11 protein-coding genes are annotated in these 13303 nt (G+C 58.9%); 4 read left to right on the top strand and 7 right to left on the bottom strand.

The window, feature by feature from the left end; translation table 11 throughout:
- Positions 1-123: 123 nt before the first annotated feature.
- A complete protein-coding gene (locus tag VF672_RS14505; protein WP_331105268.1) occupies positions 124-816 on the top strand; it encodes a winged helix-turn-helix domain-containing protein in 693 nt (230 codons plus the stop codon).
- 69 nt (positions 817-885) lie between these two features.
- Here VF672_RS14505 and VF672_RS14500 read toward each other — a convergent pair whose 3' ends face one another.
- Complete coding sequence (locus tag VF672_RS14500; RefSeq protein WP_331105267.1) at positions 886-1839, bottom strand: adenosine deaminase; 954 nt, start codon at positions 1837-1839, stop codon at positions 886-888.
- A 327-nt stretch (positions 1840-2166) separates the two neighbouring features.
- Between VF672_RS14500 and VF672_RS14495 the strand changes: the two genes are divergently transcribed.
- Positions 2167-3258, top strand: coding sequence for a calcium:proton antiporter (locus VF672_RS14495; protein WP_331105266.1), 1092 nt, complete (start codon positions 2167-2169; stop codon positions 3256-3258).
- Positions 3259-3332: 74 nt separating this feature from the next.
- On the opposite strand, the gene VF672_RS14490 is transcribed toward VF672_RS14495, so the two are convergent.
- The 6 genes from VF672_RS14490 to VF672_RS14465 form a co-directional block, all read right to left on the bottom strand.
- Complete coding sequence (locus VF672_RS14490; protein ID WP_331105265.1) at positions 3333-4688, bottom strand: 8-oxoguanine deaminase; 1356 nt, start codon at positions 4686-4688, stop codon at positions 3333-3335.
- A gap of 170 nt (positions 4689-4858) precedes the next feature.
- Positions 4859-5545, bottom strand: a complete 687-nt coding sequence (locus VF672_RS14485; protein WP_331105264.1) for an SDR family oxidoreductase — start codon at positions 5543-5545, stop codon at positions 4859-4861.
- A gap of 528 nt (positions 5546-6073) precedes the next feature.
- Positions 6074-6661, bottom strand: coding sequence for a YigZ family protein (locus VF672_RS14480; RefSeq protein ID WP_331105263.1), 588 nt, complete (start codon positions 6659-6661; stop codon positions 6074-6076).
- A 38-nt stretch (positions 6662-6699) separates the two neighbouring features.
- The gene (locus VF672_RS14475; protein WP_331105262.1) at positions 6700-7359 is read right to left on the bottom strand and encodes a TetR/AcrR family transcriptional regulator; all 660 of its coding nucleotides are present in this window, start codon (positions 7357-7359) and stop codon (positions 6700-6702) included.
- Between the two features lie 84 nt (positions 7360-7443).
- On the bottom strand, positions 7444-8829 hold the full coding sequence (locus VF672_RS14470; protein ID WP_331105333.1) for a nucleobase:cation symporter-2 family protein: 1386 nt from the start codon (positions 8827-8829) through the stop codon (positions 7444-7446).
- A 172-nt stretch (positions 8830-9001) separates the two neighbouring features.
- Complete coding sequence (locus VF672_RS14465) at positions 9002-9922, bottom strand: LysR family transcriptional regulator (protein ID WP_331105261.1); 921 nt, start codon at positions 9920-9922, stop codon at positions 9002-9004.
- Positions 9923-10064: 142 nt separating this feature from the next.
- Between VF672_RS14465 and VF672_RS14460 the strand changes: the two genes are divergently transcribed.
- On the top strand, positions 10065-11411 hold the full coding sequence (locus VF672_RS14460; RefSeq protein WP_331105260.1) for an aspartate aminotransferase family protein: 1347 nt from the start codon (positions 10065-10067) through the stop codon (positions 11409-11411).
- A gap of 65 nt (positions 11412-11476) precedes the next feature.
- Positions 11477-12970, top strand: coding sequence for a CoA-acylating methylmalonate-semialdehyde dehydrogenase (locus VF672_RS14455; RefSeq protein ID WP_331105259.1), 1494 nt, complete (start codon positions 11477-11479; stop codon positions 12968-12970).
- Positions 12971-13303: the final 333 nt, after the last annotated feature.

The raw sequence follows: 13303 nt of genomic DNA, 5'->3' as shown, positions 1-13303 counted from the left end.
GATGATGACCTCGCAACGGCCTGGCGCTTTCGACTGAACACGCCCGTAATCCTGCGCACAGGAACGCGTCGATCTGCGCATGGGGCCGGTCCGCTTAGACAATGTTCAACAGGGAGTGAAGACATGGAAATTGTACCTTGCATCAGCCAGATCGCTGCGTTGCTCGCCGACCCCAAACGCAGTGCGATCGTCTGGGCGCTGATGGACGGAGCATCGCGGGCGGCCGATGAGGTGGCTTCGCTGGTGGGTCTGTCGACGTCTTCTGCCGGAGCGCATCTGGCGCGCCTTGCTGCAGGTGGCTTGTTGAGGCATGAGGTCCGCGCCCGAAAGCGTTACTTCAGGCTCGCGGCGCCGGAAGTCCGCACCGCCGTGCAGGCGCTGGTCAGTGCGTCAATGGTGAGCGCTGATGTGATCAGCCGCAGCATGGCCCAACCATTGCCGCCCTTACCGTTGTGCCGCGCCAGTATCTGCGCGGATCATCTGGGTGGCGAGATGGGCGCGGAGCTGTACGTGCGAATGTTGGGTGCGGGCTGGATCGAACAGTCCGAGCACCGGCTTGAAGTCACCAGCGTTGGCATCTCCCGTTTTGCCGAACGTGGCATTTTTATCCCCGCGCTGGCCCACAGACGGCGCGAAGCCGTGTGCGCCTGTGTCGACTGCCATGAAAGCCGGCCCCACCTGGGAGGCGCGTTGGGGGCAGGACTTTTGCAACTGTTCATGCAACTGGGCTGGCTGCGGACGACAGAAGAAGCCAGTACGCTGCAGGTCTCTTCCAATGGTCAGCGGGAAATCAGCAAGATCGCTTCGGCGGCGTAAGAGGGTGGAGAGCGAGGCGCGGCGTGTGGAGCGGAATATCCACACGCCATTTATCAGCAGCGTGAGTGATCAGTGCCTGATCAGACGCGCGTCTAGGCTGTTTTGCGCAAGACGCTTGGCCTGATCCTGGGTCATGCCCAAGTGGGTATGCAGCGCATGGAAGTTTTCGGTGACGTAGCCACCGAAGTACGCCGGGTCATCGGAGTTGACGGTCACTTTCACGCCGCGCTCGAGCATGTCGAGAATGTTGTGCTGGGCCATGTGGTCGAAAACGCAGAGTTTGGTGTTGGACAGCGGGCAGACCGTCAACGGGATCTGTTCGTCGATGATGCGCTGCATCAGGCGCTCGTCCTCGATTGCACGCACGCCATGATCGATGCGCTGAATTTTCAGCAAATCCAGTGCTTCCCAGATGTATTCCGGCGGACCTTCTTCACCCGCATGGGCAACGGTCAGGAAACCCTCGCTGCGAGCGCGATCGAACACGCGCTTGAACTTGCTCGGCGGATGGCCCATCTCCGAGCTGTCCAGGCCGACGGCCACGAAGGTGTCACGGTATGGCAGGGCCATGTCGAGGGTCTTCTGCGCTTCGTCTTCGCTCAAGTGACGCAGGAAACTCAGAATCAGGCCGCTGCCGATACCGAGCTTGTCCTTGCCATCTTTCAACGCCCCGGCGATACCGTTGAGCACGACTTCAAAGGGAATGCCGCGGTCGGTGTGGGTCTGCGGATCGAAGAACGGCTCGGTGTGGATGACGTTCTGCGCCTTGCAGCGCTCCAGATAAGCCCAGGTCAGGTCGTAGAAATCCTGCTCGGTGCGCAGCACGTCGGCCCCGCGGTAATAAAGGTCGAGAAACTCCTGCAGATTGTTGAAGGCATAGGCCGTTCGCAGGGTTTCGACGTCCGTCCAGGGCAGGGCGATCTTGTTGCGCTCGGCCAGGGCGAACAACAGTTCCGGCTCCAGCGAGCCCTCCAGATGCAGGTGCAGTTCTGCCTTGGGCAGGGCGTTCAACCAATCGTACATGGGCTCGTCTCATAAGGTGCAATGACGGGCATTCTACAGATTCAGGGGAGCAGGCTGGGTAAAACCTGACCGGCCGGTTCAAACGCTTACCCGCTCGCATTGCCATGGATTTTGCTGTTGATGGCCAGCAGTCGCGGGTATTTCCGGGGTGTGGAGGCGGCACGTGAGCTCAGGCCTCAGGCGAATTTCGGCGGTTGGCGCGACGATGTGTCGCGACCCGCTGCTAACCTGTCTTGAAACCTTTGTTTACAACAGCACTCTCAAACGCTTCAGCAAACTTCACTTCATGGATGTGCGGCCAGGGTCGCAAAGGGCTAAAAGGCAGCGATGGGCACGATTCTCAAGCAGGAAAAGTTTCTTCTACTGGCAGTGATTGCGACCTTTTTCGCGTACTTCTACGAGCACCAGTTGCTCAGCCACGGTCATACCGTCGCGCTGATCGCAGGCATCGCCCTGGTGGGATTCATCATCTGCGCCTCGTTGCGGGTGGCTCATCATGCAGAGCTGCTGGCGGAAAAGGTGGGTGATCCTTACGGCACCATGATCCTGACGTTGTCAGCGGTGCTGGTGGAGGTCGTGATTCTGGCGATCATGATGAGCAACGAACCCTCACCCACGCTGGTTCGGGACACGATCTATTCCGCCGTGATGCTCGACATCAACGGCATCCTGGGTCTCGCCGCGTTGATGGGCGGGCTCAAACACGGTGAACAGTCCTACAACGACAACTCCGCGCGCTCCTACAGCGTGATGATTTTGACCGCTATGGCGGTCTCAATGGTGGTGCCGGAATTCATACCCGAAGGGAAGTGGAAGCTGTATTCGGCCTTCACCATTGGCGCAATGATCCTGCTTTACGCCCTGTTTCTGCGCATGCAGGTCGGACCGCACAGTTATTTCTTTAGCTACAGCTACCCTGACAAGAAGCGTCGCAAGGATCAGACCGAAGACGCGCACGAGGAAGTAAACCTGACGCGTTCCATTGCCACGCTGGTCTTCGGCGTGGTGGTGATTGGCGCGTTGGCCGAGGTCATGTCGAAAGCCGTCGATCTGGGCCTGGAAGGCAGCGGCGCGCCGCCTGTCATGACGGCGATTCTGGTGGCAGCCATTTCGGCAGCGCCGGAGATTCTCACCGCGTTGCGCGCAGCGCTGGCAAACCGCATGCAGTCGGTGGTGAACATCGCTCTGGGTGCTTCGCTGTCGACGGTCATCCTGACTGTGCCGGTGATGGAGGGCATGGCCCTTTACAGCGGCCAGGCGTTTCAGATGGCGATGACGCCAGTGCAGACAGTGATGATCTTCGTCACCCTGCTGGTGTGCGCCATCAACCTCAACGATGGCGAAACCAACGCCATCGAAGGCATGACGCATTTCGTGCTGTTTGCGACGTTCATCATGCTGTCCCTGATGGGTCTATAGCTGGGGTTCGTCTTTACACCGGCTACGAGCAGTGAAGGTCTCACTCCTCGTAGCCGTTATCGCTGAACGACGCGTTAACCCTTGATCAATTCCGCAGCTGCCTGTCGGTGGTCTGCGATCAACTGCTTCAGGTCCAGACCTTCAACCTGACCGCCAATCACCCGCCATTGGCCGTTGATCATCACCCGATCTGCGCGGTCCGCGCCGCACAGCAACAGCGCTGAGAGCGGATCGTGGCTGCCGGAGAAGCGCAACTCATCAAGCGTGAACAGCGCCAGATCAGCCTGTTTGCCCACGGCTAACTCGCCGATGTCGTGACGCCCCAGCAATTGCGCGGAGCCCTTGGTGGCCCAGCCTAATACCCGCTCCGGCGTGATCTTCTCCGCCCCATAGCGCAAGCGCTGCAGGTACAGCGCCTGTTTCGCTTCAAGCATCATGTTGGAGGCGTCGTTTGACGCCGAGCCGTCCACCCCCAAACCAATCGGCGATCCAGCATCAAACAGGTCCAGCGTGGGGCAGATACCGGAGGCCAGACGCATGTTCGAGCTCGGGCAATGACAAATTCCGATGCGCGCTTTACCCAGGCGAGCGATCTCTTCGGTGTTGAAGTGAATGCCGTGGGCCAGCCAGGTACGAGGTCCCAGCCAGCCGACGCTGTCCAGATAATCCACCGTCCGCAAACCGAAGCGCTGAAGGCAGAAGTCCTCTTCGTCCAGGGTTTCGGCCAGGTGCGTGTGCAGACGCACGTCGTGCCGCTCGGCCAGGGCCGCGCTTTCGGCCATGATCTCGGTCGTTACGGAAAATGGTGAACACGGGGCCAGCGCGATCTGGATCTGCGCGCCATCACCCCGCTCATGGTAGGTCTCGATCAACCGCACACTGTCATCCAGAATCACTTGGCCTTGCTGGACGGTTTGCTGGGGTGGCAGGCCGCCGTCTGCCTCACCCAGCGTCATCGACCCCCGCGTCAGCATTGCGCGCATGCCCAGCTCGCGCACACTTTCCACCTGGATATCAATGGCGTCCTCCAGACCCTGAGGAAACAGATAATGATGGTCCGCGGCGGTGGTGCAGCCTGACAGCAGCAACTCGGTCAGCGCGACCTTGCTGGCCAGTGCGAGTTTTTGCGGGGTCAGCCGCGCCCACACCGGGTACAGGGTTTTCAGCCAGGGGAATAATGGTTGATTGACCACCGGGCCCCAGGCGCGGGTCAGGGTTTGATAGAAGTGGTGGTGCGTATTGATCAGGCCGGGCAGCAGAACGTGCTCGCGCGCATCGAACAGGTGGTCACACGGCTGCGAAGGGACTTGCCCCGCCGCGAGCATTTCAACGATCACGCCGCCTTCGATCACAAGGCCGCCGCGAGCATCGAGATCATTGGCCGTGAAAACGGCGAGGGGATTTTTCAACCAGGTACGGATCGCGGGCATTGGCCGGCTCCTCTGAAAGTGTGTTCAGGTCGCCAGCTCAGTGTTGCCCTGTCTGCTGATCCAGGGTCGCCGCAGCGTCGAACGCGCTGCGAGGCGAGGGCGGATTCTAAAGTGCTGCAGCAGCAGTGGGCAAGTCGCGACAGCCCAGCCCGCCGCGACTTGCCTCGCAATTACCAGGGAATGGTCTCGCCCTTGTAGTTCACGAAGTGATGCCCCCCTTTACCGGCGAAGCGCTCCAGCTGCTCGACGATCCCGCGCACGCTGGTTTCAACGTCGATATCGGCGCCTTCTCCGCCCATCGCGGTACGAACCCAGCCAGGGTGCATCGACAGCACGGTGGGCTTGCTCTCGCCCAATTGCGTCACAAAGGTATTGGTCATCGAGTTCAGCGCGGCTTTGCTGGCTTTGTACAACGCCATCTCCGGCGCGTCCGGCATGGTGACGCTGCCCAGTACCGAACTCATGAACGCAATCACGCCGGTCTCGGGGCGGAGCTGATCGACAAAGCGCTTTGCCAGGCGAATCGGCGCGACCGCGTTGGTGAGAAACAGCTGACCCAATTCGCCGGCGGTGGCGTCGGTGGGATTGGGATGCATCGGTCCCATCACGCCAGCGTTCACGAACAACAGATCGTAGGCCTGACCCTTAAGGTTGTGGGTCAGCACTTCAAGAGAAGACTGCTCGTCGATGTCCAGCGTCTGCAGTTGCACATTTGGCAGTGCTTTCAGCTCGTCTGCCTTCTGGGGATCGCGGACCGTGGCGGTGACTTCCCAGCCCAGTTCCGTCAGACGTTTCACCAATCCGAGGCCAAGGCCGCGTGAAGCGCCGATGATCAGCGCTGTTTTAGGGGTGGGCATTGAAATGACTCCTGTACAGACAAACGAATAAATTCACCTACACGATGGACATCGTGGCTCGGCGGGAATTTGGTCTATTAGCTGACCGCGTTCATGCGAGGCGCATCACTTAGCGGGACAGGATGACAGAGGGTGACGACAGGTGTGAGTGGACGTTTCCGATATTGGTGTCAGTCGATACGCAATCGACGCAGACTCAATTCCTGAAGTCCTGCACACGTTATCCACAGATCGCTCCACAGCTGTCGGGGGTGGGCACGTATTACGTGCATAGCCCCGCAAATACGAGGGCCGTGCTGGCATCAACACTCCTAACATCCTGTTTTCACGCTGGTTTTATTCACAGATTGCCGGTTTGGCTAAAAATTGATCAATTTCCGCAACGCCTTATGGATCAAGGCCTGCGGCCGGGTGTGCTCAGCTTGTCCACAGGCAGATGCACAGTAGATGTGGGCAACTGCGCTCGCCGGTGTGGATGAACGATGCGGCTCAGCTGCGTTGGGTATATGCGCAAGGTGCGCGTCTGTCTCATGGCGCCGGCTGCAAGACAATTCTTCCACGGCTGATCCCGGACAACTGGCGCTGAAGGGTTTCAATTTGCTCGGGCCCCAAGGCAATTGAAAGCGTGACACCGTTCGCGTTAAAGCGCTCATCCTCAACCAGACCGTTAAGCTCGCACACTCGCAGCTTAATCAGCACCAGTTCGCTGAAGTTGCAATCGAATTGCAGTGACACACGATTGATCAGCGGTACTCGATCAGCCTGCTGCAAGCACTTGTTGGCGCCTCCCCCATAGGCCCTCGCCAGTCCGCCGGTTCCCAGTTGAATGCCGCCATACCAACGGATGACCAGCACAACCACCCGGTCAAAATCCTGAGCATCAATGGCCGCAAGTATCGGCCGCCCGGCCGTGCCACCCGGTTCGCCATCGTCATTGCTGCGGTACTGCGCGCCCAGCTTCCAGGCCCAGCAATTGTGCGTAGCGTCCAGGTCACCGTGTTGCTCGATGAACGCTTGTGCATCGGCTGCGGTGTCGATAGGTGCGGCGAGCGTAATGAAACGGCTCTTGCGAATCTCTTCGCGAAACTCGCAGGGGCCGGTGAGCGTAAAAGACATTGGAGATCCATACCGCGCGTCATTGTTCAGGGAGACGACTATAAAGCAGGCGTGAGCCCGCAGCCTTTGAGGATGATGCGGATCAAGTTATCCCCAGCGGCCTCTATGTCTTGCCTGGTTAGCCGCGAGCGACCGGTGACCTGGCAAATTTGCGTGGCGAAGTCAGCGTAATGCTGGGTGCTGCCCCACAGCAGAAAAATCAGGTGCACCGGATCAACAGGGTCCATCTTGCCGGCGTCTATCCACGCCTGGAAAACGGCGGCACGCCCTTGAAACCATTCGCGGTAGTCTTGGCTGAAATACTGGCTCAGGCATTCCCCGCCACTGATGATCTCCATCGCAAAGATGCGTGAGGCTTGTGGCTGGCGACGTGAAAACTCCATCTTCGCGCGGATGTATTGCGTCAGCGCATGCGCCGGGTCGTCGTCTGCGCTCAGGTTGTTAAAGGTGCTGTCCCACAGCTCGATGATGTTACTCAGTACCGCGATGTACAGGCCCAGCTTGTTGGTGAAGTAGTAATGCAGGTTGGCTTTGGGTAGTCCGGCATGTTGCGCGATCGTGTTCATGCTGGTGCCTTTGAAACCGTGACGGGCAAACTCGTCCTCGGCTGCCTTGAGGATCGCTTCTTCATTCTTCTGCCGAATACGGCTGGCCGGTTTGGTGGCGCTGGGTCTGTGAGCAGGGACTTCAAGGGGCATGGGCGGTTCCAGACAGATCATTGGGTGCGACGCGGTGAACACATAGCGCACCCGCGGGTATCCGACAAGCGTTGCCCGCGTAAATCAGAGCTCAAAGGATTCATCTGCGTGTTTTTTGGCCTCGCTCGTTTCCTTTGCTTCCGGAAGTACCAGACACATCACGATCGCCGTCAACCCGCCGCTGGTAATTGCCGAGTCGAACAGGCTTTGCACCAGTTGTGGTAAATGGTGCAGCAGGGTGGGTTGCGCGGCGATGCCCAGCCCTACGCCGAACGACGTAGCGATGACCAGCATACTGCGGCGGTCCAGCGGCGCCTGGGCAAGAATCCGGACGCCCGCGGCCGCGACGCTGCCAAACATCACCAAGGTCGCGCCTCCAAGAACGGGCTTGGGAATCTGCTGAAGAATCGCACCGATCACCGGGAACAGCCCGAGTAGAAACAGGATCGCCCCGATGTACAGACCCACGTATCGACTGGCCACGCCGGTGAGCTGAATCACACCGTTATTCTGGGCGAAGGTCGTATTCGGGAATGCGCTGAATGTCGCTGCGATCATGCAACTGACGCCATCCCCCAGCACACCGCCCTTCAGCCGGGCGATATAGCGAGGGCCTTTGATGGGTTCACGTGAAAGCATGCAGTTGGCGGTAAGGTCGCCGACGGTTTCGATGCTGCTGATCAGATAGATCAGCGCGACCGGAAGGAAAGCTGTCCAGTCAAAGCTGAATCCGAAGCGAAAGGGAACCGGAATGCTCACCAGCGCCACGTCGGCAACGGATTGAGGCACGAGCTTTCCACTGAACCAGGCCGCGATGCTGCCGGCTGCCAGCCCGATGATAATGGCCGACAGCCGCAACCACGGTGCATTCGAACGGCTGAGGACGATGATCACGACCAATACAAATACGCCGAGCGCCAGGTTGACCGGCTCGCCGAAATCCGGGGCGTTGAAGCCGCCCCCCAGGTCAGTCACTCCGACCTTGATCAAGCTGACACCAATGAGCGTGATGACGATGCCGGTTACCAATGGCGTGATCACCCGTCGCAACTGACCGATGAAGCGGCTCAGCACAATTTGTACGACGGCGCCGAAAAAGCACACGCCGAACACCATGGCCATGACGTCCTCCGCACTGCCACCACGTTGCTTGACCATGAAGCCTGCCGACAGCACCGCGCCGAGAAAGGCGAAGCTGGTTCCTTGCAGGCAAATCATGCCGGCGCCGATACCGAACGGCCGACGCGCTTGGATAAACGTCCCCACTCCAGACACCATCAACGCCATGCTGATCAGGTAAGGCAAGTACGCGCCGAGCCCAAGCGCCGATCCGATGATCAATGGAGGTGTGATAATCCCCACGAAAGCAGCGAGCACATGCTGGACAGCTGCCAGAGTGGCGGGCACCGCACGCGGTCGGTCATTCAGGCCGTAGATCAGGTCGTTTTTGTCTGGCGCGTCAGGCTGCATGCTGGGCTCTCGGGTTGTGGTGGGCTTCGACATCCAGCCTTCCTGCAAAAACCTGTCCAACTGATCAATTAACTGAGTTGCACTTCGGCTTATCTGCTTGCCCGTCAACGGGATAGACAACTTCGGACCGCTTGGCTGAACGACGCAGGCGTAGCGAAGCATCCGTCTGGCGTCATTGTGTGGCAGCCAGACTCTCCAGAAAACTCTCCAGCACCAAATGGGGGCGGCGTCCTTTGCGTGTGACCGTCACAAGGCTCAGGTCGTAATACCGCGCCCTGGGCTTGAGTGCTCGAAGCCGACCCTCTTGCACCCATAGGCTGGCGTAGTGATCGGGCAAATAGCCAATGTAACGCCCCGTTAGAATAAGGAACGCCATGCCTTCGCGATCCGACGCGCTTGCCGTGCATTTGAGTGCTTGATAGTGCGCCTGGATTTCGGTCGGCAAACGAAAGGTCGGCGCGATGGTCTCCTGCGCTGACAGTCGCTCGTCATCGAGCTGCGTGTCGTCCGCGTAAAACAGGGGATGGCCCACCGCGCAATACAGCAGTGATCGTTCGCTATACAGCGGCTGATACTCCAGTCCCGACAACGCGCTGGCCTGCGGCACGACGCCGACGTGCAAGCTGCCGTCGAGAACACCTTGCTCCACTTCGCTGGGCGCGATCATGCGGATATTGATGTGCACGTCCGGGCCACGCTCCTTCAAATGAGACAGCGCGTGGGTGATCCGCATGTGGGGGAGGGTGACCAGATTGTCCGTCAGCCCGATATTCAGCTCCCCGCGCAAATGTCGATGCAGGCCGTTCACCTCCGTGCGAAAGCTTTCGAGTGCGCTTAATAACTGCAGCGATGACTGATAAACCTCGCGGCCTTCCTCCGTAAGCGAAAACCCCGCACGACCGCGCTGGCAAAGGCGTAATCCCAAGCGTTGCTCCAGATCGCTCATTTGCTGGCTGATGGCGGAGCGTCCAATACCCAGCGCGCTTTCCGCCGCAGAAAAGCCACCGGACTCAACGACGCTGCGAAAGATGCGCAGCAGACGGATATCGAAATCGCTGACCTGCGCCAAAGGATCGTTACGGCGGGTGCTCATAGTTTAGTGGCCGGTCAACTGAAGATCGTAAAAGCGGGATTTTCCAGACTTTATGCCCGTGGCAGTTTAGCTGCAACCGGCACTGCTCCTTCCCGCCTTCAGTCAGGAGTCAGGCCACCCACGCCCAGTGAGGTTACTTCCAATGAATATGCCCGAATCGTCCGACATGTCGCTGGCGAGCCAGCTCAAGCTTGACGCCCACTGGATGCCTTATACGGCGAACCGGAATTTTCACCGTGACCCACGGTTGATCGTCGCCGCCGAAGGCAGCTATCTGACGGACGACAAGGGCCGCAAGATCTATGATGGCCTGTCGGGGCTCTGGACCTGCGGGGCAGGGCATACGCGCAAGGAGATCCAGGAAGCGGTATCGCGGCAGCTGGGTACGCTCGACTACTCGCCTGGATTCCAGTTCGGACACCCACTGTCCTTTCAGCTGGCCGAAAAAATTACGGAGCTGACCCCTGGCAAGCTCAATCATGTCTTCTATACCGATTCCGGATCAGAGTGTGCTGATACGGCGGTCAAGATGGTGCGTGCTTACTGGCGCCTGAAAGGCCAGGCGACCAAAACCAAGATGATCGGCCGGGCCCGCGGCTACCACGGCGTCAACATCGCGGGCACCAGTCTGGGTGGCGTTAACGGCAATCGGAAGATGTTCGGGCAATTGATGGACGTCGATCATCTGCCGCACACGCTACTCGCCAGCAACGCCTATTCCCGGGGCATGCCGGAGCAGGGCGGTATCGCGCTGGCCGATGAAATGCTCAAGCTGATCGAACTGCACGACGCGTCGAACATCGCAGCGGTAATCGTCGAACCCATGGCGGGGTCTGCCGGCGTGATTGTTCCGCCGCAGGGGTACCTCAAGCGTCTTCGCGAGATCTGTGACCAACATAATATTCTGCTGATCTTCGATGAGGTCATTACCGGCTTTGGCCGTACCGGATCGATGTTCGGCGCCGACAGCTTTGGGGTGACGCCGGACCTGATGTGTATTGCCAAGCAGATCACCAACGGTGCCATCCCGATGGGGGCCGTGATTGCCAGCACCGAGATTTACCAGACGTTCATGAATCAGCCCACGCCCGAGTACGCCGTCGAATTCCCCCATGGTTACACCTATTCAGCGCATCCGGTTGCCTGTGCCGCCGGCTTGGCAGCGCTGGAGATCATTCAGCGCGAGAGCCTGGTGCAGCAAGTGGCCGAAACCGCGCCCCATTTCGAAAACGCTTTGCATGGTCTGAAGGGCAGCAAAAACGTCGTCGACATCCGTAACTACGGCCTCGCAGGCGCAATCCAGCTTGCACCGCGCGACGGCGATGCCATCGTGCGCCCTTTCGAGACGGCCATGAGGCTGTGGAAAGCAGGCTTCTATGTGCGTTTTGGCGGCGACACCCTCCAGTTCGGGCCGACTTTCAACAGCAAGCATGAAGACCTCGACCGTATGTTTGATGCGGTCGGCGAAGCCCTGAGTCAAATCGACTGACCCCATTTTGCACGTTCCCCGGCGCTTCTTCGCAAGCGCTTGGGCTGATATCTCCGGAGTTATGCATGAGCACCATTTGCCACCTGATTAACGGCGAGTTAGTCACGGATAACGATCGCACCGCCGACGTCTTCAACCCGTCAACGGGCCAGGCCATTCGCACGGTACCTCTGGCGAGTCGCGAAACCGTTCAACAGGCGATCGACGCAGCCAAGGCCGCGTTTCCCGCGTGGCGCAATACGCCGCCTGCCAAGCGGGCGCAGGTCATGTTCCGTTTCAAGCAGCTGTTGGAGCAGAACGAGGCAGCTATCGCTCGACTGATCAGCGAAGAGCACGGCAAAACCCTCGAAGATGCAGCGAGAGAGCTCAAGCGCGGTATCGAGAATGTCGAATACGCCAGCGCGGCGCCTGAGATTCTAAAGGGTGAATACAGCCGCAACGTCGGACCGAATATTGATGCCTGGTCGGACTTCCAACCGCTGGGGGTGGTGGCCGGCATCACCCCGTTCAACTTCCCCGCGATGGTCCCCCTGTGGATGTACCCGTTGGCAATCGCGTGTGGCAACTGTTTCATCCTCAAACCCTCCGAGCGAGATCCCAGCTCGACACTCTTAATTGCAGAGTTGCTGCATGAAGCCGGATTGCCGAAGGGCGTGCTGAATGTCGTGCACGGCGACAAGGTCGCGGTCGATGCTCTGATCGAAGCCCCTGAAGTCAAAGCGCTGAGTTTTGTCGGCTCTACGCCGGTCGCCGAGTACATCTACATGCAAGCCACTGCGCGCGGCAAGCGAGTACAGGCATTGGGCGGGGCGAAGAACCATGCGGTGCTGATGCCCGATGCGGATCTGGACAACGCCGTGAGCGCACTTATGGGCGCGGCCTATGGTTCATGTGGCGAGCGCTGCATGGCAATTTCCGTTGCCGTGTGCGTGGGAGATCAGGTGGCTGATGCGTTGGTCGCCAAGTTGGTGCCGCAAATCAACGGGCTGAAAATCGGCGCCGGGACGTCAAACGGTCTTGATATGGGCCCTCTGGTGACCGGGCAGCATAGGGATAAAGTCAGCAGCTATATAGAAGGCGGCGTCGGGGCGGGTGCGAAGTTGGTCGTTGACGGTCGAGGCCTGACGGTACCTGGGCATGAGGAAGGCTTCTTTTTGGGAGGCTGCCTTTTCGACCATGTGACCCCTGAAATGCGTATCTATAGAGAAGAGATATTCGGTCCGGTGCTTTGCATCGTGCGTGTAGAGAGTCTCGAACACGCCATGCAACTGATAAACGATCATGAATATGGCAACGGTACGTGCATCTTTACCCGCGACGGCGAAGCGGCGCGCTTGTTCTGTGACGAGATTGAAGTCGGTATGGTGGGTGTGAACGTTCCGCTGCCAGTGCCTGTGGCCTATCACAGCTTTGGTGGTTGGAAGCATTCACTGTTTGGCGATCTGCATGCCTACGGTCCCGATGGCGTTCGGTTCTATACACGTCGCAAGGCAATTACCCAGCGCTGGCCACAGCGCGCCAGTCACGAGGCGTCGCAGTTCGCCTTCCCTAGTCTTTAGGGGTTTCGGCGGGCAATTGGCCAAACTGCTCGCCGTTTAAGCTATTTTTGACCGATATGACAGTTTCATTAAAAAAGGTGTTGACGCCCCTCTGGATCTGTTTATAATTCGCCCCACTTCCGGCGCAGACGAAACGGAAAACTCCTTGATAATCAAAGAGTTGGACGAAGTAAGCAGCGAGGAATGCTTCGGTTCAGATGCTTGAATCGACAGCGGTGAAAAAGGCAGTTGACAGCAGGTTGTAACGCTGTAGAATTCGCCTCCCGCTGACGTGAGACGCCAAGTCGAACGAAGCGCAAGTGGTTGAAGTTGATAAGGAAACTTTGAAAACTT

The sequence above is a fragment of the Pseudomonas sp. genome, from assembly GCF_036387035.1.
In the GTDB taxonomy this organism is placed as follows: domain Bacteria; phylum Pseudomonadota; class Gammaproteobacteria; order Pseudomonadales; family Pseudomonadaceae; genus Aquipseudomonas.
This window is presented reverse-complemented; position numbering and strand designations above follow the sequence as displayed.